This is a genomic window from Afipia massiliensis (genome assembly GCF_001006325.2).
Lineage (GTDB): Bacteria > Pseudomonadota > Alphaproteobacteria > Rhizobiales > Xanthobacteraceae > Afipia > Afipia massiliensis_A.
Map to the genome: position 1 here is coordinate 3,554,658 of NZ_LBIA02000001.1, position 26,507 is coordinate 3,581,164.

The 26,507-nt window shown below is 62.5% G+C and carries 26 protein-coding genes and 1 other RNA gene; 14 read left to right on the forward strand and 13 right to left on the reverse strand.

Annotation, left to right across the window (positions count from 1 at the left end):
* The first annotated feature begins 40 nt into the window (after positions 1 to 40).
* The 3 genes from YH63_RS17205 (at position 41) to YH63_RS17215 (ending at position 2,051) form a co-directional block, all read left to right on the forward strand.
* On the forward strand, positions 41 to 907 hold the full coding sequence (locus YH63_RS17205) for a hypothetical protein (protein WP_046826546.1): 867 nt from the start codon (positions 41 to 43) through the stop codon (positions 905 to 907).
* A 98-nt stretch (positions 908 to 1,005) separates the two neighbouring features.
* Complete coding sequence (locus YH63_RS17210) at positions 1,006 to 1,590, forward strand: TetR/AcrR family transcriptional regulator (RefSeq protein ID WP_046826545.1); 585 nt, start codon at positions 1,006 to 1,008, stop codon at positions 1,588 to 1,590.
* A complete protein-coding gene (locus tag YH63_RS17215) occupies positions 1,590 to 2,051 on the forward strand; it encodes a PaaI family thioesterase (protein ID WP_046826544.1) in 462 nt (153 codons plus the stop codon). Before YH63_RS17210 ends, YH63_RS17215 begins: the two co-directional genes overlap by 1 nt.
* 220 nt (positions 2,052 to 2,271) lie before the next feature.
* On the opposite strand, the gene rplI is transcribed toward YH63_RS17215, so the two are convergent.
* From rplI to rpsF, 4 genes are all read right to left on the reverse strand, one after another.
* Positions 2,272 to 2,877, reverse strand: coding sequence for a 50S ribosomal protein L9 (gene rplI / locus YH63_RS17220; RefSeq protein ID WP_046826543.1), 606 nt, complete (start codon positions 2,875 to 2,877; stop codon positions 2,272 to 2,274).
* A gap of 55 nt (positions 2,878 to 2,932) precedes the next feature.
* Positions 2,933 to 3,898, reverse strand: coding sequence for a DUF2232 domain-containing protein (locus YH63_RS17225; RefSeq protein ID WP_046826542.1), 966 nt, complete (start codon positions 3,896 to 3,898; stop codon positions 2,933 to 2,935).
* Positions 3,899 to 4,033: 135 nt separating this feature from the next.
* On the reverse strand, positions 4,034 to 4,273 hold the full coding sequence (gene rpsR / locus YH63_RS17230; protein ID WP_002711478.1) for a 30S ribosomal protein S18: 240 nt from the start codon (positions 4,271 to 4,273) through the stop codon (positions 4,034 to 4,036).
* Between the two features lie 5 nt (positions 4,274 to 4,278).
* Positions 4,279 to 4,755, reverse strand: a complete 477-nt coding sequence (gene rpsF, locus YH63_RS17235; protein ID WP_046826541.1) for a 30S ribosomal protein S6 — start codon at positions 4,753 to 4,755, stop codon at positions 4,279 to 4,281.
* 331 nt (positions 4,756 to 5,086) lie between these two features.
* Between rpsF and YH63_RS17240 the strand changes: the two genes are divergently transcribed.
* Positions 5,087 to 5,794 (forward strand): TetR/AcrR family transcriptional regulator C-terminal domain-containing protein, encoded by a 708-nt coding sequence (locus YH63_RS17240; RefSeq protein ID WP_046826540.1) that lies wholly within the window; start codon positions 5,087 to 5,089, stop codon positions 5,792 to 5,794.
* Positions 5,794 to 6,819 (forward strand): fatty acid desaturase family protein, encoded by a 1,026-nt coding sequence (locus tag YH63_RS17245; RefSeq protein WP_046826539.1) that lies wholly within the window; start codon positions 5,794 to 5,796, stop codon positions 6,817 to 6,819. Before YH63_RS17240 ends, YH63_RS17245 begins: the two co-directional genes overlap by 1 nt.
* Positions 6,820 to 7,143: 324 nt before the next feature.
* Here YH63_RS17245 and YH63_RS17255 read toward each other — a convergent pair whose 3' ends face one another.
* Positions 7,144 to 9,099: a glycosyltransferase gene (locus tag YH63_RS17255; protein ID WP_052753797.1), complete on the reverse strand. Its 1,956-nt coding sequence runs from the start codon at positions 9,097 to 9,099 to the stop codon at positions 7,144 to 7,146.
* 318 nt (positions 9,100 to 9,417) lie between these two features.
* On the opposite strand from YH63_RS17255, the gene fabD reads away from it, so the two are divergent.
* The gene (gene fabD / locus YH63_RS17260) at positions 9,418 to 10,371 is read left to right on the forward strand and encodes an ACP S-malonyltransferase (protein ID WP_046826537.1); all 954 of its coding nucleotides are present in this window, start codon (positions 9,418 to 9,420) and stop codon (positions 10,369 to 10,371) included.
* 50 nt (positions 10,372 to 10,421) lie between these two features.
* Positions 10,422 to 10,770, forward strand: a transfer-messenger RNA (tmRNA) gene (gene ssrA, locus YH63_RS17265).
* A gap of 29 nt (positions 10,771 to 10,799) precedes the next feature.
* Here ssrA and eutC read toward each other — a convergent pair.
* The 3 genes from eutC to YH63_RS17280 form a co-directional block, all read right to left on the reverse strand.
* Positions 10,800 to 11,606, reverse strand: coding sequence for an ethanolamine ammonia-lyase subunit EutC (eutC, locus tag YH63_RS17270; RefSeq protein ID WP_046826536.1), 807 nt, complete (start codon positions 11,604 to 11,606; stop codon positions 10,800 to 10,802).
* Positions 11,603 to 12,997: an ethanolamine ammonia-lyase subunit EutB gene (locus tag YH63_RS17275; protein WP_046826535.1), complete on the reverse strand. Its 1,395-nt coding sequence runs from the start codon at positions 12,995 to 12,997 to the stop codon at positions 11,603 to 11,605. Before YH63_RS17275 ends, eutC begins: the two co-directional genes overlap by 4 nt.
* Before the next feature lie 61 nt (positions 12,998 to 13,058).
* Positions 13,059 to 14,318, reverse strand: coding sequence for an adenylate/guanylate cyclase domain-containing protein (locus tag YH63_RS17280; RefSeq protein ID WP_052753796.1), 1,260 nt, complete (start codon positions 14,316 to 14,318; stop codon positions 13,059 to 13,061).
* A gap of 296 nt (positions 14,319 to 14,614) precedes the next feature.
* Here YH63_RS17280 and fabG point away from each other — a divergent pair, with 296 nt between their 5' ends.
* The 6 genes from fabG to gmk all read left to right on the forward strand — a co-directional run bounded on the left by fabG (position 14,615) and on the right by gmk (position 20,437).
* Positions 14,615 to 15,352, forward strand: coding sequence for a 3-oxoacyl-[acyl-carrier-protein] reductase (gene fabG, locus YH63_RS17285; protein WP_046826534.1), 738 nt, complete (start codon positions 14,615 to 14,617; stop codon positions 15,350 to 15,352).
* Positions 15,353 to 15,656: 304 nt separating this feature from the next.
* Positions 15,657 to 15,896 carry an acyl carrier protein gene (locus YH63_RS17290; RefSeq protein ID WP_006020277.1) on the forward strand — a complete coding sequence of 80 codons (240 nt, stop codon included), beginning with the start codon at positions 15,657 to 15,659 and terminating at the stop codon, positions 15,894 to 15,896.
* Between the two features lie 110 nt (positions 15,897 to 16,006).
* Complete coding sequence (fabF, locus tag YH63_RS17295) at positions 16,007 to 17,272, forward strand: beta-ketoacyl-ACP synthase II (protein ID WP_046826533.1); 1,266 nt, start codon at positions 16,007 to 16,009, stop codon at positions 17,270 to 17,272.
* Between the two features lie 155 nt (positions 17,273 to 17,427).
* Positions 17,428 to 18,768 (forward strand): endolytic transglycosylase MltG, encoded by a 1,341-nt coding sequence (gene mltG, locus YH63_RS17300; protein ID WP_046826532.1) that lies wholly within the window; start codon positions 17,428 to 17,430, stop codon positions 18,766 to 18,768.
* A gap of 118 nt (positions 18,769 to 18,886) precedes the next feature.
* A complete protein-coding gene (locus tag YH63_RS17305) occupies positions 18,887 to 19,774 on the forward strand; it encodes a YicC/YloC family endoribonuclease (protein ID WP_046826531.1) in 888 nt (295 codons plus the stop codon).
* Between the two features lie 6 nt (positions 19,775 to 19,780).
* On the forward strand, positions 19,781 to 20,437 hold the full coding sequence (gene gmk / locus YH63_RS17310; RefSeq protein WP_046826530.1) for a guanylate kinase: 657 nt from the start codon (positions 19,781 to 19,783) through the stop codon (positions 20,435 to 20,437).
* Between the two features lie 37 nt (positions 20,438 to 20,474).
* Here gmk and YH63_RS17315 read toward each other — a convergent pair whose 3' ends face one another.
* On the reverse strand, positions 20,475 to 21,539 hold the full coding sequence (locus YH63_RS17315) for a hypothetical protein (protein WP_137325233.1): 1,065 nt from the start codon (positions 21,537 to 21,539) through the stop codon (positions 20,475 to 20,477).
* A 212-nt stretch (positions 21,540 to 21,751) separates the two neighbouring features.
* Between YH63_RS17315 and YH63_RS17320 the strand changes: the two genes are divergently transcribed.
* Positions 21,752 to 22,426, forward strand: a complete 675-nt coding sequence (locus YH63_RS17320) for a spermidine synthase (protein WP_046826528.1) — start codon at positions 21,752 to 21,754, stop codon at positions 22,424 to 22,426.
* A gap of 14 nt (positions 22,427 to 22,440) precedes the next feature.
* On the opposite strand, the gene YH63_RS17325 is transcribed toward YH63_RS17320, so the two are convergent.
* Genes YH63_RS17325 through YH63_RS17340 form a run of 4 tightly spaced genes read right to left on the reverse strand, consistent with a single transcriptional unit; the run spans position 22,441 to position 26,354 of the window.
* Positions 22,441 to 23,499, reverse strand: coding sequence for an alcohol dehydrogenase (locus YH63_RS17325; protein WP_046826527.1), 1,059 nt, complete (start codon positions 23,497 to 23,499; stop codon positions 22,441 to 22,443).
* 13 nt (positions 23,500 to 23,512) lie between these two features.
* Complete coding sequence (gene rsmA / locus YH63_RS17330) at positions 23,513 to 24,379, reverse strand: 16S rRNA (adenine(1518)-N(6)/adenine(1519)-N(6))-dimethyltransferase RsmA (protein WP_046826526.1); 867 nt, start codon at positions 24,377 to 24,379, stop codon at positions 23,513 to 23,515.
* Complete coding sequence (gene pdxA / locus YH63_RS17335; protein WP_046829437.1) at positions 24,376 to 25,383, reverse strand: 4-hydroxythreonine-4-phosphate dehydrogenase PdxA; 1,008 nt, start codon at positions 25,381 to 25,383, stop codon at positions 24,376 to 24,378. The genes rsmA and pdxA overlap by 4 nt, the downstream gene beginning before the upstream one ends.
* A gap of 41 nt (positions 25,384 to 25,424) precedes the next feature.
* Positions 25,425 to 26,354, reverse strand: a complete 930-nt coding sequence (locus YH63_RS17340) for a peptidylprolyl isomerase (protein ID WP_046829436.1) — start codon at positions 26,352 to 26,354, stop codon at positions 25,425 to 25,427.
* Positions 26,355 to 26,507 lie beyond the last annotated feature (153 nt).

Genomic DNA, 26,507 nt, shown 5'->3' on the forward strand with positions numbered 1-26,507 from the left:
CGCCATCTGACCTTTGCTGGCTTAGATCTGGAGACCTTGGATGTTGAGCCGAGCGCTCATTTTGGCGGCGGTGGCTTTTGTGTTGGGCTGTTTCGGGGCGACCTCGGCGGACGCGCAGAATCTTGAAGCCGGCAAGCCTCCCTCCCAGATTTTCTCCAGCACCTGCTCGCTCTGCCACAAGAGTTCGCGCGGATTGCTGAAAAGCGTCTCACCCGGATCGCTGCCGGGCTTCTTGCGCCAGCACTACACCACGAGCACCGACATGGCCGCGGCCATGAGCGCCTATGTCCTCTCCAATGGCGCCGCCAATGCAGCGCCGGGCGGGGGCAATCTGACGAGACAAGGGCAGGAGGCGAAAGGCGGCCGACCCGCGCAGGAGCCGGGTCCCGAGCAGGCAGCGAAGGGCCGCAAGCCGCCGACACAGGAAGCCGCACGACCGGACGCCGACGGATTGCAGAGCGGTGCGCCCGACCCTCAAACGATGACGGCCCGCCAGAAGGCTGCGGCCGAGCGAAGGGCGGCGAGGCAGGCCGCGCGCGAGGCTGCCAGGGCCGCGAAAGCCCCCGCGCCGCCGAAGATCGAAGACCGGCACGGAGTGCAGAAGGATGAGCCGGCCGCGGATTCAGCCAAGCAGGACGCAGGCAAGACCGAACCTGCAAAGGACTCCGACAAGAGAGAAACCGCGAAGGTCGAGGGAACGCGTCCGGACCCGGTGCCCGCTGTGACGCCTGCGCCAAAGGAAGGTGCGAAACCGGCCGAGGTAGCTGCTGCACCCCCGAAGGAAGATGTCCCGTCGGGTCCGTTGACCATCGACATCGGTCCTGCACCGCCACCGCCGGCGCCGGTGGTTCCGGTCGGACCGCCGCCGGTTCCTGCCGGTAACCCTGAACCGCCGATCTCCCGCTAAACCCATCCGGGCAGCGCATGCGGATCTGCCGCGCGATGGCTCTTGTTTCCATCAGAGCAAAACTCTAGAGTGATACTCTAGTGATCACGAGGGCCGTCATGGCGGGTGTGCGCGACGATCTGCTGACAGCGGCTTTGGCTGTATTCGATCAGGACGGTTTCGATGGCGCGACGGTCGCCGCGATCCGAGAGCGTGCCGGTGCGTCCAACGGCAGCTTCTTCCACTTCTTCGGCTCCAAGCGCGAGCTGGCCGGCACGCTGTTTCTCGAAGTGCTGCGGCGCTACCACATCGCCATGCTCGACGTGATCGATCCGCCGCCGGATGCTGCGGAGGGTATCGCCCGTTTGATCCGCACCCATCTGGCATGGGTCGTCGACAACCGCCGCGAAGCCAATTTCCTGTTCGAGATATCGCGCAGCGAGTGGGCGCAGGATGTGCGCGACGCACGCAAGGCGCGGAATGCAACAGTCGCGGAGGGTGTCGAGGCGTGGCGCGCGCCGTTGGTCGCGGGCGGTGAACTGCGGCCTATGCAGGCCTCGCTGTTCTTCAGTCAGATCATCGGTCCCGCGCAGTTCGTCTGCCGCGCATGGCTGTCGGGCCGCGATCCATCCGATCCGCGCGACCACGCCGATGGGTTGATTGCGTGCGCTGTCCGCGCATTGACGGCAGGGGGAGAGCGATAATGCTTCAGGCTGATACAGAGTTCACACCGATCGCGGCGCACATCCGCAACAACGTCATGCGTCAGGGATTCATGACTCATGTCGGCGCGGAGGTCACCGATCTCACGCGCGGCGGCTGTGTGCTGTCGGTGGATCGCCGGCCGGAACTGTTGCAGCAGAACGGCTTCTTCCACGGCGGTGTAACGGCGTTCCTGATCGACAACGCGACCACGATCGCAGCCGCGACCGTGAAGGGTCAGGCGGCGCTGACCGCAGAATACAAGTTGAACCTGCTCGCACCGGCGTCGGGCGAACGGTTGATCTGCCGCGCGCGCGTGGTGAAGCCGGGGCGGCAGGTGTCGGTCGTCGCAGCGGATGTCTTTTGCATCATCGACGGTGCGGAGAAGCACACTGCGACCGCGCTGGCATCGATTGCGATGCTCGATCAAGCCATCGTGCCGAAGGTGGTGAGCCCGGCCTGAACTACAGCTGGGAGTCTGCGATCCTGCGATGGGAGTGATCCATCTCGATCGAAGCGCACTCTCTCCGCTCATTCCCGCGAAAGCGGGAATCCAGCACTTAGAAAATCTGGGTCCCCGCTTTCGCGGGGACGACCGGGGATTTGAGGTCGGACAGAAACGAAAAGCCCGATCTCGATGAGACCGGGCTTTTGGGTTTTGTGGTTCGGCTTGCGCCGGAGTCTTACTTCTCTTCGGCAGGTGCTTCGGCCGGCTCGGCAACTTCGTCGTGCTGCGCTTCCGGATCGAAGAACTCGCCGGCGGCGGCGATGGCTTCGGCAGCCGCGTCGCGATCTTCCTGACGGCTGTTGACGTCTTCGCCGCGGTTGATGCGCTCGGCTTCGGCCTCGGAGCGAGCAACCGTCGTCGACACGTGGACTTCGACTTCAGGATGCACAGCGATGGTGATCTTGTGCTGGCCGATGGTCTTGATCGGCGCGTCGAGCAGCACCTGCTGACGGTTCAGCGAAACGCCGTCGGCTTCGAGGGCGGCCATGATGTCGCGCACCGACACCGAGCCGTAAAGCTGGCCGGTTTCCGACGCCTGACGGATGATGACGACGTTGCGGCCGTCGATCTTCTCGGCGACCTTGGTGGCTTCACCCTTGGCCTGGATGTTCTTGGCCTCGAGATCGGCCTTCATGCCGTCGTACTTCTCGCGGTTTTCCTTGGTCGCGCGCAGCGCCTTGTTGCGCTTGAGCAGGAAGTTGCGGGCGAACCCGTCCTTCACTTTGACCACATCGCCCATCTGGCCGAGCTTGGCCACGCGTTCCAGCAGAATGACTTCCATTTGAGTTCTCCGTTGAGTCTGAGTTGAGTTGAAGATGTTGCGTTCAGGTTGAAGATCAGGAACTCGGCAGGGGCGGTGGCCCGCGCCGGTTCCAGTAGGCTTGTCGAATTCCAAGAACAGCATCGGCGAGGCCGAGGCCGATCATTCCAATCAGCGGCCAGCCGATGAACAGCGTCCCGGCATAGGCGGCGCCGAGCACGAAAGCGCGGCCCGAAAATGCCTGCGTCACGGTATGCAGCACCGCAAACCCCGTGATCGCATAAGCCATCAGCAGCGCCGCGCTGACGATCTGCGCCAGCATCGCCAGCAGCCCGCCGGTAAAGCAGAGCACGACTGCGACCAGCAGCGCGCCCAGCACCATCCTCGGCAGTGTGGTGGTGCGCAGGTCGGGCCATGGCCGCATCAGGCGGCCGGATGTGGTCGTGATCTTGGCGGAGAGCCACAGATTGAGTGTCAGCGTTACCATCGCGATGATGGTCGCGGCACCTGGCGCAACCGCCACCAGTGCGTCGACCACCCGTTCGCTTTCACCCGCAGGCGTGACAGCCCCGCGCCCGATGATGCGCAGCAGTCCGCGGCGCAGCGCGCCGTTGATGCTCTCTGCGTCGCTGCCCAGTGTGAGCAGCGCGCTGATCGTGGTGAGGATGGCGAATGCTGCGATCCACATCAGGATGCGACCGGTTGGATACCAGTCGAGCGCCGGCGCGAGATTTGCCAGTTGTGGATCGTTCGAGACCGGACGCGCCAGCAGCGTCAGGTATCCAAGCCACCATGCGGGCAGGGCGATGCTGAGCGCGAACGCTGCCATATAGGGGAAACCGAAAATGCCGCCGAGGCCGAGCGCAGCGACAATCCCGCCGATCAGTGCGGTGGCCGATCCCCAGCCCAGCGCAGCGACCATCAACGGCAGCGGCGCGAGGTAAAACAGCACGATCGAGATCAGCGCGCCGGACACGATCGACGCGAACATCAATGCCGACGCCAGGCCGGCCGCGACTGCTATGAGGATGCTCGTCATCATCAGCTGTCCCGCTCCTTTCGAGCGGTTAGAGGCCCCGAAGACCCCAACCATCCACCGTGGGACGACCCCGCAGTGTTATGAGATTAAAATCAAGAGAGTCGCGAGCGCGCGGAGGCCGCGCGCTCGCTGTATCGTTTAGCGGATCACGTAAGGCAGAAGGCCGAGGAACCGCGAGCGCTTGATGGCGCGGGCGAGTTCACGCTGCTTCTTTGCCGACACGGCCGTAATGCGGCTCGGCACGATCTTGCCGCGCTCGGACACGTAACGCATCAGCAGCTTCGAATCCTTGTAGTCGATCTTCGGCGCGTTCGGGCCCGTGAACGGGCACGTTTTACGGCGGCGGAAGAACGGACGGCGTGCACCTGCTTCAGCCATGTGTCTTACTCCTCAACCGCTGCAGTTGCGTCTTCGTCGCGCGGACGGCGCGGACCACGATCACCACGGAAACCACCGCCTTCGCGGTCGCCGCCACGGAAGCCACCGCCTTCGCGGTCGCCACGGAAGCCGCCGCCACCGCGCTCGTCGCGGTCACGCTCGGCCTTGCGCATCATGGCGGAGGGGCCTTCCTCCAGCTCATCGACGCGGACGGTGATGTAACGGATGACGTCTTCGTTGATGCGTTCCTGACGCTCGATCTCGGCGACCACCGCTGCGGGGCCATCGATGTTGAGCAGCATGAAATGCGCCTTGCGGTTCTTGTGCATGCGATAGGTGAGGGAGCGCACGCCCCAGTTCTCGGTCTTGGTGACCTTGCCGCCGAGACCTTCGATCACACCGGTAATCTGCGTGGTGAATTCTTCGACCTGCTGGGCGCTCGCATCCTGACGCGCGAGAAAAACATGCTCGTAAAGAGGCATGGGAGTCCTTTCCAATGTTAGCGCGGTTCCTGGCGGCAAGCCCTTCGAGACCTTCGGAAAGGACCTCGATATTGCTCAGAAGGCGGAAGCACGGGACGACGGACCGACTGGCCCTGCCGCATCAATCAAACTGGAATGTCAGACTGGTGAGACCGTCCGTTCAGCTCCCGGCCGGGATCCACGGATGGCGCGGTTATAAGGATTCCGGGGCTGTTTGCAAGGCGCTGGATACGCTTGATGACCGCCAGATCTGCCTTGATCCATTTGTTTGTATGACATACAATTAGATGGCTGCGAATGGCCTCGGACGAGTCGGCTGCGAGAGCGCGAGATGAAAACCATATCTCCCAGAGGTGGTGGTCGCGATCCGAAACACGCATCCCGTGCGACCCGCACGGCAGGGCGGCAGATGCGGTCGCGGCTGCTCGATGCGGCCAGCGGCCTGTTCAAGGAACGCGGGGTGGCTGGCACCTCAATCGCCGAAATCGCAGCAGCGGCAGACGCTTTCCCAAGCCAAGTCACCTACTACTTCCGTACCAAGGAAGCGCTGTTCGTCGAGGCGGCCTGCCGCGACGTGCTGTATGTCGCCCGCGCCGCTGAGCAGAACGCCGGCAAACAGCTTTCACCGAATGATTACACCCGTTCGCTGGTCGAAAGCGTGATGCGGACGGATGCCGTCGGCTTCTTTGTCGAAGCGATGACGCTGACCCGCCGCCGCCAGGATCTTGCTCCGCTGGTGGAGCGCACCGTCGAGCGGCTGCACTCCGAAGGGTTGCGCGCCTATGCCGCCGAGATGATCGCGCGCGGATGGCATTCGCGCCTTGATCCGGAAACGAGCGCGCGGCGTTTCTGGGCAATTACGATCGGCGTGACCATCGAGGGACACGCGATGGGGCGATCCTCCGAGGATCTCGTCGCCGAGATGCTGCGCCTGCTTGGACCTCAGGCCGATGTCGCCGCCGATGGCGCGCGGCTCCGGCTCGTCGGCGCGGCGGATTCCCCCGATGAAACGCCACAAAACAAAAAGGAGAAGCGCTAATGAATGCTCCACGCATCCGTGCACGTGACCTCATGACCGAGCAGGAATTGATGGAGGTGCGCACGCGCTCGACGTGGAAGGGTGTCGCGCTGATCGCGCACGCCTGGGCTCTCATCCTTGGATCGATTGCGATGGTTGCAGTCTGGCCGAATCCATTCACATTTCTGTTGGCGGTCGGCATCATCGGCTCGCGTCAGCTTGGCCTTGCGATCCTGATGCACGACGGGGCCCATGGCAGTCTCGCGAACGGCGACAAACTGAACATGTTTCTCAGCCAGTGGTTTTGCGCTTATCCGGTTTTCGCGGAGACGCGGGCCTATCGCCGCTATCATCTTCAGCATCACGCCCATACGCAGCAGGACAACGACCCGGACCTGATTCTGTCTGCGCCGTTTCCGATCACGCAGCCTAGCTACCGGCGGAAATTCTGGCGCGATATTACCGGCCAGACCGGCTACCAGCAGCGCAAGGCGCAGTTTCTGAATGCGATTGGCGAGCCCGCATGGCCGTTGCGGCAGCGCGCTGCGAATTTCTGGGAGAAGCTCGGCCCGCAGATCGTGGTCAATGCGATTTTGTTCGCAGGACTGGCGGCGGCAGGCGTGTGGTGGGCTTATCCGTTGCTCTGGCTTACGCCTCTGATGACGTGGATGATGGTGATCAGCCGCGTCCGCAACATCGCGGAACACGCCGTCGTGCCGGACAGCAACGATCCGCTACGCAACACGCGCACCACGCGTGCAGGCTTCCTCGAACGGCTGTTCGTCGCGCCGTATTATGTCAACTACCATCTCGAACACCATCTGCTGTTCTACGTGCCTTGCTACAATCTGCGGCGCGTGCACGAAATCCTGACGCGCGGTCCGCATGCTGCACGGATGGAAGTGCAGCCGAGCTACGCCGCAGTACTGCGGCTCGCGACGTCGCGTCCGAAGGATCAGGATCGGCCGGGCGAGCTTGTCAGCAACGTGCGGCGCGCGCGTACCGGCGCGGTGGTTGACGGCAACCAGGCGGCGTCAGGCTTCTAGCCTCGGACAGCGGCTTAACGCTGTTCCGATGTCGAATGCGGCCTCGCCAGACCCGTTGTTCCAGGCGGTGCCTTGTCCGTAGTGGCGACGACGGTTGGGCTGATGTCGAACGCGGTCACCAGCGCTGCTCCGAATACCGCAAGGAGAACGGCCGCGAAGATCAGGACAGGTGCCAAGGCTAATGTTTGTGGCTTGCGAGGGTCTTCTTCCATGTGCGCACTCCACTGAGCGCCCCAAAGGGAAAACGCGCACGCGGGGTCAGAGTTCCATCTGATCGACAGGTCCGCGGCTGATCGGGCTTGCGCAACACAGCCGCGACGGGTGTCACACACCGAAGACACTCCGCACCCCGTTCGCCGCTCCATCCGGCAGCCTCCGGGCCAGTTGGCCAGCCATCGGAAAACGCGCGAGGATAGCCAGCATTCTGAGGGGGATTTTTTGCCGCATCGAGAGGTGGCCGCTCAACTCCCACAGATGAGAGCAGGCGATCACCACGCGCTCGTGATTATCCAGAGTAATTCCGCTGCGAAGATCTGCCAGGACGCTCCGCACGAACCGGGGGGCAAAAAACTGCCGGGCATAAAAGCGGTGTAGTTCGGGTTCGTCCGGGAACGTGGCAACGAGTTTGCTGAAATACTTCATGCGCGATTGCGCCATCAGTTTTCCATAAGACGTCGATGCGGTGTGAATGCGCCAGATCGTCAATGGCTGGTCGATATAGACGCTGCGATAGCCGCGGCAGAACATCCGCAGGAAAAGATCGTCGTCTTCATAGCCCATGAACTGTTCGTCGAAGCCTCCCACCGCGTCGAACGCGTCCCTTGATATCAGCGATGCCCCCGGCAGGATGAACATATCCTGTTGGAGGCAGCACTGCAGGGTCCGCTTGGGATGTTCGTTTTTCTGGGTGTCGAGAACCGAGTGGCACACCATCCGGCCGTTGCCGTTGATCTCATCGAGATTTGAATAGGTCCAGCCAAGCGGCAACCGCGATTTCCGCAAAAACGGTTTCTCAAGCTCTGTCAGATGATCCGCATACCAAATGTCGTCTTGGTCGAGGAAAGCGATCAGGTCCGCCGCCGAATGCCGCACGCCGAAATTCCGCGCCGATCCCTGGCCGCCGTTCTTTTTTGAGAGGAACCTTATCTTCGGATTGGCTGCGGCCATGCTTGCGACAATGGAGGGGCCGCTATCGGTCGAGCCATCGTCAACAACGATAATCTCGTCAGCCTTGCGTTCCTGCGCCAGGACGCTTTCGAGCGCGGTGCGGATATAGCTGGCGCCGTTGTAAAGCGGAATGACGGCTGCGATTTTGTATCCATCCACGGCGGCATCCATGCCGTGTCCCGTCGCGACGTCGAGGCCAAGGCCCGTATCCGCAGTCGAAACGGTTTTCCGCGAACGCTTCTCCGTGTTGTGATACGCCAGCAGAACCTGGCTATTGAGCCGCTCAAGCATCGCATCGAGATGCCGAAGCATTGCTGGATCAAGCCAGCCCCCGGCGGCCGCGCTCCGGAGCTGGTCGGTGGCGAAGGCGCGTGCCACGCGGCCGGTGAACGTTTCGAAATACGGTTCGAACGCACGTTCCAGGCGGCGCACGAGTTCTTCATTCCTGCACGAGTAGGCAATCAGCAGGCCGGGATCAAAGCCTGTGGGTGAAAGCCCATGCCATTCCCAGTCCAAAATCGACAGCCTGGGAGCGGTCAGATTGCTCCAGTTCAGATCATTGTGAGACAGCCGCCATTCGCTCTGCTGAAACTCATGCTCAATCTGATTTGTATCGGAAAGCCATTCTTGCAAAGCTTCGGGCGAAACATGAATTTGCGCCGATGTGTTGCTGGCCAAACCATCGAGCGCTTGTTTGAGGTCGCCGATCCAGTCGTCCGTAACACTGGCGGCAGATGGGCCTGCCCACGGGTTCACTTCAATAGCGGTGTCTGCAAGCGTGACAAGCCGCGCGGTCCAGTGAACGTTTCCGTTCACCCAATTGCTTTGTTCGACAAGCACAGGTTTCGGAACGCCGGTAATTGTATCAGCTGCGATGTCGGCCTTAAGCAGCCGGTTGTCGGTTGACGCGGCCCCTGCAACCCTGAGCCACAACTGGCGGCCGTCTGCCGTTTCAACACGCGCTCCGGCGGTGCGGTCGGAGTAGCCTCCATTGATGTCCGGCGTGACCGGCCGAACATTCAGGCGAGCGCATGCCTCATGGAATCTTTCGACGATCCCCGCTTTCTCAAAACCGAGTTCGTGCGGGGCAATGTTCACCGGTCGCCAGTTCATATTTATGCTTTCGGAAAAATAACTTACAAAATAAGTGCATAATATCACGGAGGTTGGCCGCTAATGCCGAGCATTGTGAGGCAAATAGAGGCACGCAATACACTCTTTCGGGTGAACCGCCGTGGTTTCTTGACGGCACAGTAAATTCGGCAATGAGCCGATCTGGGACCGGCATTCGGGTGGTTCATTGGCCGACCGGCCTATTGACCGGGCGGTTCAGGGCCCGCAACGCGCCGGCCCATATCGGCTCCGCCGCGCCGCAGCTTGACACCCGCCGCCCCGGCGGTGTCTTACGGCCTATCTTTTCAGGGGACCTCCATGACAGCAGCATTCACCTTTCCGGGACAGGGATCGCAGACGGTCGGTATGGGCAAGGCGCTCGCCGACGCATTTCCAGCGGCCAGGGCCGTGTTCGACGAGGTCGATGCGGCGCTCGGTCAAAAGCTCACCGCTATCATCTGGGACGGACCGGCGGAGACGCTGCAACTGACCGAGAACGCCCAGCCGGCGCTGATGGCGGTGTCGCTGGCGACATTGCGCGTGCTGGAAACCGAGGCCGGGATCGACATCGCGCGCGACGCGGCGTTCGTCGCCGGTCATTCGCTCGGCGAATACTCCGCGCTGGCGGCGGCGGGCAGCTTCTCGATCAGCGATACCGCGAAGCTGCTGCGCACGCGCGGTCTCGCCATGCAGAAGGCCGTGCCGGTCGGCGTCGGCGCGATGGCCGCGCTGCTGGGACTGGATTACGAGGCCGCGGTTGCGGTGGCGGAAGAAGCTGCGCAGAACGAGGTCTGTCAGGCCGCCAACGACAATGGCGGCGGGCAGGTGGTGGTCTCCGGCGACAAGGCTGCCGTCGAGCGCGCGCTTGAGATCGCCAAGACCAAGGGCGCCAAGCGCGCGATGCTTCTTCCCGTGTCGGCGCCGTTCCATTGCCGCCTGATGCAGCCCGCGGCGGACGCGATGGCGCAGGCGCTGGCCGGCGTGACCATCAACAAGCCGAAGGCGCCGCTGGTGTCCAACGTGCTGGCCTCCGCGATCACCGATCCGGACGAAATCCGCAAGCGGCTGGTCGAGCAGGTCACCGGCACCGTGCGCTGGCGCGAGAGCGTTGCGTATATGGCCAGCAACGGAGTGACGCATTTCCTCGAGATTGGTGCCGGCAAGGTGCTGTCCGGTCTGGTCAAGCGCATTGCCGACGGCGCGGTGGGCGTATCGGTCGGTGGACCGGGCGACATCGAGGCTGCGAAGGCGGCCGTCGCGGCGTCGAAATAGGTTCGGGGTACGTCCGGCCGCCTATTGTCGCACCGGAACCGTGGCGTTTTGCACGTTACAAAACCGGAAATCGTGCCTATATTGGTCTTGTCGCAAGACGATGGCGCTGAATCTCAACGCGGACAATAAGTAGACCCGGGGGGCAGTACCCCGGCGCCTCCACCAGAAGCGGTTAGAGCTTTAATTCTCATTTCGGTGAGATCGGTTTGATCGTGAACCGTTTCTGATGGGGGCGAAATAGGTTCGATGCTTGTTATGAAGCCTTGAAGTGTGCCCGGCATGATACCGCCGTTATCGGGTCAAAACCTAAATGCAAACGATAACGTTCGCATGAATGAAGTGCGCCTCGCGGCGTAACCATTCGGGGTAGGTACACCTAGCAACAGAACGGCCATGGCCGCGTCACCTTCGGGTGGCGCGGCTTTTATTTATCTCGATGGCGGCAGGCGAACCGCGTTCGCGTTTCCCGCGAGCAGGGCCAGATCGCTTTCATCCTTGAGGTCCACGCCGGTCAGCCTGCGCGTGAGCGCTTCGCGCACCAGCCACGCCAGCTTGAATGCCGCGGCGGCGTAGCTCAATCCTTCGGGCCGCACATTGGAGATGCAATTGCGTCCGGCATCGTTGCGCCCGCGGAACGGTGCGTGCGTGATGTAAATGCCAAGACTGTCCGGCGAACTCAGCCCCGGCCGTTCGCCGATCAGCATGATCGACAGCTTCGCCTGCAACAGTTCTGCGATCTCGTCGGCCAGCGCGACGCGCGCCTGCGTGGCGATGACGACCGGTGCCCGCTTCAGTTCATCCGCAAGCAGTGGCTTCAACGCGGCAAGCAGCGGCGCAGCGTGACGGTCCACCGCCAGCGACGACAGCCCATCGCCAATCACGATGCAGATGTCGCTGCGCTGGATGGGTGCTGCACGCAGCTTGGCGATCTCGTCGGGATCGATCACGCGCCCCAGATCCGGCCGCCGCAGGTAGGTGGTGCGGTCCGTCGCGCGGCTATGGACATGCGCGACGGTCCATCCCTGCGCGCGTAGCGCCGCCTCTAGCTTCGGCACATCGAGTGCTGCCTGAATCGCGTCACGCGCCATCGCATGGGCCCAGCCGAAGCGTAACACCTCGTCGGTCGGCATGCCTGCACCGGCGCGCCCAAGTGCAAGCCGCGCCGGCGTGACGCTGCGCCATTCGCTCCAGGGACTTTCCGTGACGTTGTTTTCGGTGTCTTTCTTGTCCGTCATGCGACCAGCGACTTGAGATTGCCCATGCCGCCGAGCAGCGCGTTGGGCGAGGGCGGGCGCAGCCGGCCCTCGGCGTCGGTGATCTGCATGCGTTGCAGCCACGCCTCGAACTCCGGCGCGCGTTTCAGGCCCATGGTTTCGCGCAGGAATAGCGCATCGTGAAACGACGTGCTCTGGTAGTTGAGCATGACGTCGTCCGCGCCCGGAACGCCCATGATGAAATTGATGCCGGCTGCGCCGAGCAGCACCAGCAGCGTGTCCATGTCGTCCTGATCGGCTTCGGCGTGGTTGGTGTAGCAAATATCGCAACCCAGCGGCAGGCCGAGCAGCTTGCCGCAGAAATGATCCTCCAGCCCGGCGCGGATGATCTGCTTGCCGTCGTAGAGATATTCGGGGCCGATGAAACCAACCACGGTGTTGATTAGCAGCGGCTTGTAGCGCCGCGCCAGTGCGTAGGCGCGCGCCTCGCAGGTCTGCTGATCGACCCCAAAATTCGCGTCCGCCGACAGCGCGCTGCCCTGACCGGTCTCGAAGTACATCACGTTGTCGCCGACGGTGCCGCGCTTCAGCGACAGGGCAGCGTCCCGCGCCTCGTCCAGAAGTTCTGGCGTCACGCCGAAAGAGAGGTTGGTCTTCTCGGTGCCGCCGATCGACTGGAACACGAGATCCACCGGTGCGCCGCTTTCCGCAAGCTGGATCGTGTTGGTGACATGGGTGAGTACGCAGCTCTGCGTCGGGATTTCGAAACGCTGAATCACCTCGTCCAGCATGCGCAGCAGGTTGCCAAGCACCGGCATGCTGTCGGAGACGGGGTTGATGCCGATCACCGCATCGCCCGATCCCATCAGCAAACCGTCGAGGGTGGATGCCGCGATGCCGCGCAAGTCGTCTGTGGGGTGGTTCGGCTGGAGCCGCACCGAGAGATGCCCTTCGAGTCCGATGGTGTCGCGGAAGCGGGTGATGACGCGGCGCTTGCGCGCCACCGCGATCAGATCCTGATTGCGCATGATCTTGGACACCGCCGCGACCATTTCCGGCGTGAGGCCCGGCGCAAGTGCCGCGAGTGTCTCGGTCGTCGCCTGTTCCGACAGCAGCCAGTTGCGGAAATCGCCGACGGTCATATGCGACACCGGCGCGAACGCGGTCGCGTCGTGGCTGTCGATGATCAACCGCGTGATGTTGTCGTCCTCATAGGGGATCAGGGCCTCCGTGAGGAACTGCCTGAGCGGTACGTCCGCCAGCACATGACGCGCCGCCATCCGTTCCTGCGCGGAGGCCGCGCCAATGCCGGCGAGGGTATCGCCCGAGCGCGCAGGGCTGGCATAGGCCATGACCTGCTTCAGGTCGTCGAACGCGAAGAGCTGTGACGCGATGGCGGTGCGATAGCGCATCGGTAGCTGTCCTCGTTCAATTGCGGCTAAGCCCTAACTGACAACATCTCGTGGGACGCTGCTATCCCTGTTTCCAAAATCGCTCATTGGGCGTCATCCCGTCTGAATCAGAGGAATATTCGGGTCTGATGCGATTGAGGTAATGCATGTTCACTAAACCCTTGTGCTTTACTTCGACGGCGCCGCGCGCTTCCGTCTCGAAACGCGCTTGAATGTGCGGCCATGTCGACTCGGCAATACTGATGCGGCCCGGAACGCCAGCAGCTTCGACGCGCTCGGCAATGTTCACAGTGTTCCCCCAAATGTCATAGGTGAATTTGTGCTTTCCAACGACGCCAGCGATAACCGGTCCGGTGTTAATTCCGATCCTCACCTGCCAAGCCGGCAAGTGCAGCTTCTCGCGCTGCCGATTGAGTTTGGCGGTGTGTTCGAGAATTTCCAGCGCACATAACGCGGTATCAATTGCATGGGAGCGATTGGGTTCCGGTACGCCGCCAACGGCCAGATAGGCATCTCCGATCGTCTTGAGTTTTTCCAGGCGATGTCTGGCCATGATATCGTCGAACTTTGTGAAGTGCTGGTCGAGCTGATCGATGACGCTCGCCGGCTCCATTGTTTCCACGAGGCGGGTGAAGCCGCTGAAATCGATAAAGATCACGGTCGCAGAGTCGAAGAAACGCGGCTGAACGCGCTCCGTCGCCTTAAGCTCGTCCGCGATCGATCGTGGCAGAATATTCAGGAGCAGACGATCCGACACCGCTTGCTCGGCAACTGCGCGGTCGCGCGCGAGCCCCAATTCGAGCAGCATCTCGTTGCGCTGAAGCAACTGCCGGCGCAGTTCGAGATGAACCATCGTCTGCCGCGATAGTCGCCTTAATGCCTCCCGCTGCTCAAAGGTCAGTTCACGCGGCTTGAAGTCGATGATGCACAATGTACCCAAGGCGTGACCTTCTTGGGTGATGAGTGGAACGCCGCAATAGAAGCGCAGTTGGAATTCACCGGTCACAAGCGGGTTGGCGCTGAATCTTTGATCCTTTTCCAGGTCGGGAACATAGAGGATGTCGTTGTTGCAGATCGCGGCGCTGCAAATCGAAATTTCCCGCGGACATTCGGTAAGGTCCGCAGGGAGAAGGCCATACTTTGCCTTGATCCATTGCCGCGATGCGTCCACGAAACTGACCAAGGCGGCAGGGCAGTCGCAAATCTGCCCCGCCAATTCGGCGATTTCGTCGAACCCGATTTCCGGAAGTGTGTCGAGAATTGCGTAGTTTTTTAGCGCTTCTAGGCGTCCGGGCTCGTTGGCTGGCGTCGTGAGGTTCATGAGAAACCCTTCGCGCTAACTCGGATCAAGAACAGAGATCAATTGCGATAGTAGGACTGTCTCATGCCTGACGCCACCATGCGTCGCCTGTCGCTGAAGAACTCGCGGTCGGCATTAGTCTCTGTTGCGACGCAAGAGATTAGGCAAGGAAAGTGCCACGGACCGCGGCGGCCGGGCCGGCCGGGGCGGTTTTTGTGGCAAGAGACCGGGCAGGGGTCATTGACGAACGGCGTTTTCTTGCGGCAAACGAAGCGCAATCTTTGACCCATACCCGGGACTTCTCCCAAGGGGGCAACATGTTCGATTTGACAGGCAGGACGGCGCTCGTGACCGGAGCGACGGGCGGCATCGGCGGCGCGATCGCGCGGGCGTTGCACGCACAGGGCGCCACGGTTGCGATCTCGGGCACCCGGCGCGAGGCGCTCGATACCCTCGCAGGCGAACTGAAAGAGCGCGTGTATGTGCTGCCGTGCAATCTTTCCGACATGGCCGAGGTCGAAGCACTGGTTCCTGCCGCCGAGAAGGCGATGGGTCAGCTCGATATTCTCGTGGCCAATGCGGGCATCACGCGGGACAACCTCTTTGTCCAGTTGCGCGACGAAGACTTCGACGACGTCATCCGGGTGAATCTCACCGCGACGTTCCGGCTGGCGCGCGCCGCGACCAAGCTGATGATGCGCAAGCGGTTCGGCCGAATCATCGCGATCACCTCGGTGGTCGGCGTGACCGGCAATGCCGGGCAGGGCAATTACGCGGCATCGAAGGCCGGCCTGATCGGCATGATGAAATCGGTGGGGGCGGAATATGCGCGCCGCAATGTGACAGCCAACTGCATTGCACCCGGCTTCATTGCAACGCCGATGACCGACGTTTTGAATGAAAAGCAACGCGAAGGGGTGCTGGCCAAGGTGCCTGCCGGGCGGCTCGGAACGCCGGAAGATATCGCTGCGGCGGCAGTCTATCTCGCGTCCAACGAGGCGGCCTATGTGACCGGCCAGACCATCCATGTTAACGGCGGTATGGCAATGATTTAAGGCCCGTTCCGCAGGGATTTTGTCAAGCGGGACAGGCCGGTGGACGGGGGCCGGGGCCTTGTGGTCAACTCCGGGGAAGTATGGTAACCGAACGGCACTCGGTTGGGGAAAACGCCATTGCAGGATCGCCAAACCCCGTATATTGCCGTTCCGGCGCCAGCCGCCGTTTTCGGTCACTTCGCCGCTATGGCGAAGGTACGGGGACGCGTGGTACGGACGGCACGAATTCGCATTTTTTTTCGCACCGCGAGGGGCTCGTATCGTTTTGCGGTCGAGTTTAATGGAACAAGCACGAGGTTAAACGATGAGTGAGATTGGCGAGCGAGTTAAGAAGATTGTGGTCGAGCACCTTGGTGTCGAGCCAGAGAAGGTTGTGGATGCTGCCAGCTTCATCGACGATCTCGGCGCAGACAGCCTCGACACCGTCGAACTCGTGATGGCGTTCGAAGAGGAATTCGGCTGCGAAATTCCAGACGATGCCGCGGAAACCATTCTCACCGTGGGCGACGCCACCAAGTTTCTCGAGAAAAACGCAAAGAGCTGACGCCACCGCGCAGCCATGACGACGAGCGGCGGGTTGTAATCGAACGACCCGCCGTCTTGCTGTCATAGCGGCGTTTGTTGGCGTTCGCCGATCGTACCGGAGAAGAACGTATGCGGAGGGTTGTCGTCACGGGTCTGGGCATGGTTTCGCCGCTCGCGAATGGTGTCGAGCAAACCTGGAAACGCATCCTCAATGGCGACAGTGGCGCCAGCCGTATCGAGAAATTCGAAGTTTCCGATCTGACCTGCCAGATCGCATGCATGGTTCCGCGCGGCGACGGCACCAACGGCACCTTCAATCCTGACGACTGGATGGAGCCGAAGGAGCAGCGCAAGGTCGACGATTTCATCATTTTCGCGATGGCGGCCGCGAGCCAGGCGCTCGACGACGCCAACTGGCATCCGGCCACCGAGGAAGACCGCTGTGCTACCGGCACCATGATCGGTTCCGGCATCGGCGGCATCGAGGGCATCGGCGAAGCCGCCGTGATCCTGAAGGAGCGCGGGCCGCGCAAGCTGTCGCCGTTCTTCATTCCCGGCCGTCTGATCAATCTCGCGTCGGGTTACGTTTCGATCAAGCACGGCCTCAAAGGTCCGAACCATGCGGTTGTCACCGCTTGCTCGACCGGCGCACACGCCATCGGCGACGCCAGCCGTCTGATCGCCTTCGGCGATGCCGACGTGATGGTTGCGGGCGGCGCCGAGTCCGCCGTCAACCGTCTCGCCATGGGCGGTTTCTGTGCGCTGCGCGCGATGGCCACCAAGTACAACGACAATCCGACCATCGCATCGCGGCCCTACGACAAGGATCGCGACGGCTTCGTGATGGGTGAGGGCGCAGGCGTCGTGGTGCTCGAGGAATACGAGCACGCCAAAAAGCGCGGCGCAAAGATTTACGCCGAGGTCGTGGGCTATGGCCTGTCCGGCGATGCCTATCACATTACCGCTCCGGCCGAAGACGGCGACGGCGCGTACCGCTGCATGAGCGCTGCGATGAAGCGTGCGGGCGTGACGGCCTCCGACATCGACTACATCAACGCACACGGAACCTCGACGCCGCTCGGCGACGAGATCGAGCTTGGCGCAGCGCAACGTCTGCTTGGCAATGCGGCGTCGAAGGTTTCGATGTCATCGACCAAGTCGTCCACCGGCCATCTGCTCGGTGCGGCAGGCGCCATCGAAGCGATTTTCTGCGTTCTCGCGATTCGGGATAATGTCGCGCCGCCGACGATCAATCTCGACAATCCCTCCGTCGAGACGGCGATCGATCTCGTCCCGAACAAGGCAAGGCCACGCGAGATCAACGTGGCCCTGTCGAACTCATTCGGATTCGGCGGCACCAACGCTTCGCTGGTCGTCCGGCGTCTGGCAAACTAAGCGTCTCGAGCTAAAGAGAAGACTTAAAGGCTGTAGAAATGAGGCAAAACTGTCTTCACGGTTTTGCCTCATTCGGACATAATTTCTCTCACGACTGCGCGTATAATTACTGAATCAATAATATTTAAACCGCCGGCAGAATTCAGGTTGCTTCGATGAGCCAGAGACCTCCCATTGCGCCCCGCAGTCCGCGCGCGGCGCTCGAGCCCGAACAGGTGCCGCAGCCGCCAAAGCATTCGCAGCGCGCACGAAGCACGCTCGTTGTGGTCGGGAACGCGATCTTTACGTTCCTGATTGTCGCGATGTTGCTGGCTGGCGGCGTCTTCTTCTACGGCAAGAAGACGATCGAGGCCAAAGGTCCGCTTGCCGAAGACAAGGTCGTCAACATTCCCCCGCGCGCGGGTATGACCGATATCGGCGACATCCTTCAGCGCAACGGCGTGATCACGGCTGACCGCTGGACATTCATCGGCAGCGTCCTGGCGCTCAATGCGCGGTCGGGTCTGAAGTCCGGCGAATATCTGTTCCAGAAGAACGCCAGCCTGCGCGACGTCATCGGCACCATCGTCGAAGGCAAGGTGGTGCAGCATTCCATCACCATTCCGGAAGGCCTGACGTCTGAGCAGATCGTCGCCCGGCTTCAGGAGAATGATATTTTCGCGGGCTCGCTGAAAGAGCAGCCGCGTGAAGGCACGCTGCTGCCCGACACCTACAACTTCCCGCGTGGCACGCCGCGCGATCAGGTGATCCACCGTATGCAGCAGGCGCAGAAGAAGGTGCTTGCCGAAGTCTGGGCTCGCCGCAATCCCGACATTCCTGTCCGCTCGCCCGAGCAACTCGTCACGCTGGCGTCCATCGTCGAAAAGGAAACCGGCCGGGCCGACGAGCGCAGCCGCGTCGCCGCCGTTTTCACGAATCGTTTGCGCCAGCGCATCAAGCTGCAGTCCGATCCGACCATCATTTACGGCCTGGTCGGTGGCAAGGGCACGCTCGGCCGGCCGATCAAGCGCAGCGAGATCACGCAACCGTCGCCGTACAACACCTATGTGATCGACGCACTTCCGCCGGGACCGATCGCCAATCCCGGCCGGGCCTCGCTCGAAGCCACCGCCAATCCGGCGCGGACCCGCGATCTGTTCTTCGTCGCCGACGGCACCGGCGGCCATTCGTTCACTGAAACCTACGACCAGCACCAGAAGGGCGTTGCGAAGCTGCGTGCGATGGAACGCCAGCAGCAGAACGACACCGTGGATGCCGACGATCAGCCTCCGGTCGCGGCTGTCCCAGCGCCTGCAACAGGCGCGCCTGCGGCTCCCGCCAAGCCGAGCGCGCCCCCAAAGGCCGCTCCGAAGGCCGCAGCCCCGAAGGCCTCGGCACCTGCCAGCATCATCGCCAACGAGCCGGTGGCGGACGCAGCCTCGCGCAAACGCACCGCAAAGCGCGCCCCGGCTGCGGCACCCGCCGAGCCGGAGCCCGAAGAAGAGAAGACGCAGTAACGCTGCCCTCTCTTGCGTGCCTTGCCGATTTCAGGGACAAGCTCAGTCCTGACGTGAGCCGGTTGACCGGCTCGCAATCTGCATTGTTCTGAACACCAGAGACGGAGACACTTTCGCGATGGCGCTGTCGAGCATGACCGGCTTTGCGCGAAGCCACGGCACCAGCGGACCCTATGCGTTCGAATGGGAATTGAAATCGGTCAACGCCAAGGGCTTTGATTTCCGGCTGCGGGTGCCCGCAGGGTGGGATGATGTCGAGACCGCAGCCCGCAAGCGCGCCACCGAATTGCTGTCGCGCGGCACCGTCTACGCCAACCTCACAGTGAAACGCACCGGTGCGGCTTCGGTCGTGCGCATCAACGAGGACGTTCTGTCCTCGATTCTGAAAGTCGCGGGCGAGATTTCCGCGCGCACCGATGCCGTTGCGCCGAGCGTCGACGGATTGCTCGGGATCAAGGGCGTCATCGAAGTCGTCGAGCCGGAGAGCGACGAGGCCGAAATGCAGGCCGCACGCGCCGCCGTCTCAGCGTCGTTCGAGCAGGCGCTGCAAAGCCTGATCGACATGCGCAAGCGCGAAGGCATATCCCTCGGCCAGATTCTGACCCAGCGCATGGATGAGATCGAACGTCTTGCGCAAAAGGCGGAAGCTGCCCCCGGTCGGAAGCCCGAGGCGATTCGGGCGCGGCTCGCCGAGCAAATCACGGTACTGCTGGAAACGTCGGATCGCTTCGACGCCGACCGGCTCAGCCAGGAAGCGCTGATGATCGCGGCGAAGGCCGACATCCGCGAAGAACTCGACCGCATCGCCTCGCATATCGCGCAGACCCGCGAACTGCTCGGCAAGGGCGGGGCGGTGGGGCGGCGGCTGGATTTCCTGGCGCAGGAATTCAACCGCGAGGTCAACACCACCTGCTCGAAGTCGAACGACATCGAACTGACCAACACCGGGCTTGAGATGAAGAGCGTTGTCGAGCAGTTTCGCGAGCAGGTCCAGAATCTGGAGTAAGCGGACATGGCGGCGGGGGGCACCTTGAGAGACGGTGAGCGGCGCGGGCTGATGTTCGTGCTGTCGTCGCCATCGGGCGCAGGCAAATCCACCCTGGCGCGTATGTTGATCGACAAGATCCACGATCTGCGGATGTCGGTGTCGGTGACAACGCGCGCGAAGCGTCCCGGCGAAGTTGACGGCGAGCATTATTACTTCATCGACAAGCCGAAGTTCGACGCCATGGTGAAGGGCAACGAACTGCTCGAACATGCGCCGGTGTTTGACAATTTCTACGGCACCCCGCGCAAGCCGGTGGAGGATGCGCTGACCTCAGGTCAGGATGTGCTGTTCGATATCGACTGGCAGGGCACGCAGCAATTGCGCGAGAAGGCCCGCGCCGATGTCGTCAGCGTTTTCATCCTGCCGCCGTCGGCAGCGGATCTTGAGAAGCGGCTGCATACCCGCGCGCAGGATACGGATGAAGTTATCCGCGGCCGTATGAGCCGCGCCAGCCACGAACTCAGCCACTGGGCGGAATACGACTACGTCGTCACCAACAGCGATCTCGACGAGGCGTATTCGCAGGTCGTGACCATCCTCAAGGCCGAGCGGCTCAAGCGCGAACGCCAGACCGGCCTGTCGGCCTTCGTCCGCGAATTGCAAAAGCAATTGGAGAAGTAAGCGGCGGGTTGCGCCCGCCGCTTATGAAGCAGGCAGCTTAAGCTGCCGAACGCTTCGAGGCGCGCGACAGCAATTGCTCGATCTCATCGGCAGTATCGTCCAGCATGCGCGGCTCTTCCAGCACGCGTGGCTGGGGCAGGGCGTGCGCGTGGTTGAGCGGTATCACGAGCGGTGGATTGTCCTGCAGAATTGCCTCGTTGGACACGTTCAAGTCCCAGATCGGACGGCGCTGACCGTAGGTGCGGTCGTCTTCACGCGGCTTCGGCCGGAAGTATTTGAACAGCAACGGGCCGAGGATCGCGGCGAGCGCCAGCACGCCGACGAGAATGCTCAACAGGATTCTGACAGACATGCCCTCGGTTTCCGCAGCGGCCGTGGACTGCTGTGGTTGCGGTGACGCTGCGCCTGTCGTCATCGCAGGCGCGGGCGACGGGGCCGGCGTTGCAGCGGCGGTGGCGAGACGCTCCGCCGTGAGAGCCGGAGTTGCTTGCGCAGGTTGCGGCATAGCGGCGGGCCGGTCGCTGGCAGTAGCGGCTGCGGCTGGTTCGGGCCAGCGCGTCGCGACGTTCCAGCCTTGCTTGTTTGCGCCCGGAGCAGGAGCAGGCTGCATCGCAGCCGCTTGGTTATCGTTGCGGACATCGGCGTTGGCGGAAGGGCCCGGCATCGGCGGCCAGGTTGTTTCCGCAAGCGACGGATCTTCATCCGGCGTTCCAGCGGTCAGTTCCGCCCGCGCGTTCGCGATGGATTTCTGCATGGGTTTTTTCGCGGCTTCCTGTTTCGGTGAAGGCGCGATCTTTGTCGGAGGAGGTGTATCCTGTTCGGCGGTGCCTGATGACGCCGGCGCAGTCGCCGCTGTCTTTTTTGTTTTCGCGCCTGCGTCTCCGAGATACCAGCACTTGCGCTTGGTGCCCTTCTCGACTCGGTAATACCAGTGCCCGCCGGCTGGCGTCGTGGCCTTTGGACCGGGAAGGCACTCGTCGGCGGCATTGGCGGTGCTTCCCGCTGCCGCGCTGGCGGGATTTCCCGATGCCGATGTGATGCCGAAAGTTGAAACGCAGCCGGTGATGGCGGCAAAAGCAATTGCGGCGGTGCGGTTTGACATTCTGTCCCCCTTACGCAACACGAACTCATTCTCGCGTTAGCTTCTCGGTGACAAGTTGGGTCGGAATAGGCCGCAAATCCGGACAGGCTAAGGCTTAATTCGGGCGGGCGCGCAGGCGGCCATTTGCTCAATTCTGGCTGGCATTCGGGAACCTGCATGGCGTAACGAGAGCATGCGCTGCGCGTCGCGCTGAACATTTGAGGACTCGATCGTTGATCCCCTGGACCCTGCTGGATACCGCGCAAATTCCCGGCGGCGGCGAACTTCGCCTGATGCGCCGCGGAACTGAATTCTCCATCAAGCTCGGCCAGAACGAACTGATGAACAGCCGCCTCAGCGGTTCGGAGCAGGCGCTGGCCACGCTCGCGTGCAGACGCATCCAGACACGCGAACGGCCACGCATGCTGATCGGTGGCCTCGGCATGGGATTTACGCTGCGTGCGGCGCTCGCTGTGCTCGGCCCCAAAGCCGAGATCGTTGTCGCCGAACTGGTGCCGTCCGTCGTGGCGTGGGCGCGCGGCGAGATGGCGGAGATGTTCGGCGAAAGTCTGACGGATCCGCGCGTCACGATCCGCGAAGAGGATGTCAGCCAGATCATCCGGTCTGCACGTGCGGCTTACGACACCATCCTGCTCGACGTCGATAACGGCCCCGAGGGCCTGACTCGCGAGTCCAACGATGCGCTGTATGATCTGAAAGGGCTGACTGCGGCGCGTGTGGCGCTGCGACCCGGCGGCGTTCTGGCCGTGTGGTCGTCAGGACCAGATCCGCGTTTCACCCAGCGGCTCCGCAAGGCCGGCTTCGATGTGAATGAAGTCCCGGTTCGAGCCAACGGACCACGTGGCGGCGCGCGCCACGTGATCTGGACTGCGGTTCGGCCCGATTAGTCCGATGCTGGACGTCAGTTTTTCAGCATGATGCGGCCGACGACCTTGCCGGCACGCAACTGGTCGATCCACTTCTGTGCATCGGCCATCGGCTCTTCCTGCATTGGGGTCGGCTTGAGTTTGCCAGCGCGGGCCAGCGCCATCAACTCATGACCTTCCGCGAGCGTGCCGACCATGAAACCTTCGATGGTCATGCGCTTGTAGATCCATTGCACCATCGGCACGCTGAAGTTGCCGCCCATCAGGCCCGACACGACGATCTTGCCGCCGCGCGCTAGCACCGCCATCGCGAATGCCATGGACTTCTCGTTGCCCGCGAAATCGACCACTTCGTCGAAGCCACCATCGGTTTCCTTCAGGATGCGCTTGACGATGTCGGCTTCGGACGGATCGTAGGCCACCGATGCGCCGTTCTTGAGCGCGGTCTCGCGTGCAGCGGGGCTAAGGTCGGCCACCGAGATTGGCTGCTTGAACATCGCACCGGCAAACGAAAGACCCATCATGCCGACGCCGCCGAGACCGATTAGCAGGATGTTGCGCTGGCGCGGACGATCGACAAGGCGCTTGAGCGCGCCATAGGCCGTGACGCCCGAGCACATCAGGGTCGCCGCGACGTTGACCGGCAGCGGATCGTACTCGAGCAGATATTTCGCATCCGGCACCAGAACGTGGGTGGCAAAGCCGCCGTCGATCGAGACGCCGAGGAAGCGCTGCTTGGCGCACAGGTTCTCGTCGCCGTTCTGGCAGTCGCGGCACTGGCCGCAGCCGATCCACGGGAAAACGGCGCGCTTCGCGCCGATCAGCGCCTTGTCCACGTCGGGACCGACTTCATCGACAACGCCGGCGATTTCATGCCCGAGCGTGAACGGGAGAACCATGCCGCGCGTGGTGTCGAGTTTCTTGCCGCCGCCCAGATCCGCATAGCCGTCCTGGATGTGCAGGTCCGAATGGCACAGGCCGCAGCGCTCGATGCGCACCAGAACTTCCCGGCCTTGAGGCTTCGGGCTCTCCACGATGGTTTCGCAGAGCGGAGCATCGAACTTCACGAGGGACTGGCGGCGCATCTGAGCCATTGGGCTTTCTCCGTTACGGTGTCTTTGATTTTGCGGCTGTTATATCGGTCAATTCCCGCGCCATGGCAACAAAGCCGGACACCGGAATAGTCTCGGCCCGGCGGGTCGGTTCGACGCCTGCCGCGGCGGCAAGGGCGGCCGGATCGACGCCGAGCGATTTGAGGCTCTGCCGCAGCATCTTTCTGCGCTGGCCGAATGCCGCCGCGGCGACCCGCTCCAGCGCACGCCGGTCGCAGGGCTCGGGCGCGGCGCGCGGGATCAGCCGCACCACGGACGACGTGACCTTGGGCGGCGGCACGAAGGCGCCGGGTGCGATGTCGAACAGGATCTTGGTTTCGGCGCGCCAGTTCGCCAGCACGCCGAGCCGGCCATAGGCATCGTCATTCTCGCGGGCGACGATGCGCTCGGCGACTTCGCGCTGAAACATCAGCACCATCATGTCGTACCACGGCGGCCACGGCTCGGCGCACAGCCAGTCGATCAGAAGCACGGTCGCGATATTGTAGGGTAGGTTGGCGACGATCTTGGCGCGCTCCCCGTTGAGGTGCGGTCGCGGATCGAATGTCATCGCATCGGCGTTCACGATGGTGAGGCGGCCGGGGTAGCGCTGCGCGATTTCTTCAAGGGCCGGGATCGCGCGCTCGTCGCGTTCCACAGCGATCACGCGCTTGACGCCCTGTGCCAGCAACGCGCGGGTCAGTCCTCCGGGGCCGGGGCCGATTTCGACAATGGTGGCGTCTTCCAGCGGTGCAGCTGCACGCGCGATGCGTGATGTCAGGTTGAGATCGAGCAGGAAATTCTGGCCAAGCGATTTGCGCGCGGAGAGTTCAAAGCGGCGGATCACGTCGCTGAGCGGCGGCAGGTCGTCGATGGCGGTCATGTGTTTGATGCCGCCGCCATTTGTGCGGCAAGGCGAAGCGCCGCGATCAGGCTGGATGGATTGGCGCGGCCGGTGCCTGCGATATCAAATGCGGTGCCGTGATCCGGCGAGGTGCGGATGAACGGCAAGCCCAGCGTAACGTTGACGCCATCGTCGAATGCGATGGTCTTGATCGGGATCAATGCCTGATCGTGGTACATGCAGATCGCGCAATCGTAGGTTTTTCGCGCGGCTTCGTGAAACATCGTGTCGGCGGGAAGCGGGCCGCGCACGTCGATGCCGTCCTGCTGGAGTATGGCAACGGCCGGTGCGATGATCGATTGATCCTCGGTGCCGAGGGTGCCGTCCTCGCCGGCATGCGGGTTGAGCCCGGATATCGCAAGGCGCGGGCGGGCAATGCCAAGCCGCGCTTTCAGGTCCGCCGCGACGATGCGTCCGGTCCGGGCAATCAGATCGCTGGTGAGCTGCGCGATGGCGTCGCGCAGCGGCAGATGGATCGTCACCGGAACGACGGCAAGCTCAGGCGACCACAGCATCATCACCGGATGCGGCACCGTGCCGTTCACGGCTGCGGAAAGCTGCGCGAGAAATTCGGTATGGCCCGGATGGGAAAAGCCCGCGCGATAGAGCACGCTCTTGGCGATCGGATTGGTGACCACCGCGCTGGCGCGTCCGGAAATCACATCCGCGACGGCGTGGCGGATCGATGCGATGGCCGCCGGTGCGCTGCTGTCGTCGGGATTGCCGGGTTTCGCTGTGGCCGCGATTCCTGTTTTGACGATCGGAAGCGCGTCGGCGAAGAGTTCCGCGGCATCCTCGGCGCTCGCATCGGCGAGTGCGATAGTTGCGCCCAGCACGCGGGCGCGCTCCGTGATGAACGCGCTGTCGCCAATCAGGTAGAATGCGGGAAGGTCGAGTTCGCGGCGGTTCAGCCATGCCGCGATCGCGATGTCAGGGCCAATGCCTGCGGGCTCGCCGAGCGTCAGCGCCAGCGCTTTGCTCATGGCGGCTCTGATCATGGCAGCGCTGTCGCGGTTGAGCTCATTTATTTTCGTATCTCGATCATCGCGCCCTTGCGGACTTCCTGAAGATACGACTTGGATTTGGCTTCGTACTTCTGGTTATAAATTTTCTCGCGCGCCGCGCGCTTGGCCGGTGTGTCCGCCTTGGTCGGCTTGCGGCTGCACAGCGCCACCATTTCGACGCCTTGCTTGGTGACTTCCGGCGGCGTCAGTTTGCCGACAGGTGTTTTGTCGAGCAGTTCACGCAAGGCCGGCGGCAGATCCGCCGAGGTCTTGGTCAGTTGATCGCGGATCGCGGCATCGCGCATCGAACGGAACAGCGACTGCGCTTCATCGCAACTCTGAATCCGGCTGCGAAGCAATTCCGCTTCCTTGCGGCGTGCTTCGATGGCGCTCGACGGCGAGCCGCGCGGCACGATCAGAACGATCGGACGAACGAGATACTCGAAGCTTTCGCCTTCCTTGGTGTCGGACGGTTCGATTCCGGCGAGGTCCTTCTCCGGCACCAGCAGGTTCGACTGGAACCGCCCGCGTACCAGGTTGCCCCATGTCATGTCGGCCTTGATGCGGTTTTTGAGCGTCTCGGGACGGATGCCGTGGCCCTCCAGCGTTTTCGACAACTGCTCGGGATTCATGCGCATGCGCGACGCCATGTTGCCGTACGCACCGTCGACGTCAGACGATGACATATCGAGGCCGTATCGCTTGGCTTCCTTGACCTTGAGCTTGTCGTCGATCAGTTCTTCGAGCGCTTCCTGCCGCGAGATCGCCTTCTGCGTCGTAAGCTTGGTCAGCTTGATGCGCTGCTCGATGTCGAAATTGGTAATGGCCTCGCCATTCACCATGGCCGCTACGGATTGCGCCATGACAGTCGAGCCGAAACCCGACACGGCGAGCAGGGCGGCCGCGAGTGCAGCTGTTCGTGCGTAGCGAAAAAGAAAAGTCGCGATCATATTCAAACCCGTCATCAAACCGGTCTTGGCGGAGGCTGGAGATTCCAGCGGGTATTCAGCAATATCAACCCCGAGTTTGCGGCGTTAATACGCGCATCCGATGCTCCCGGCGGTTCCCGTGACTATACGGTGCGCGCCCTGAAACCTGCAATC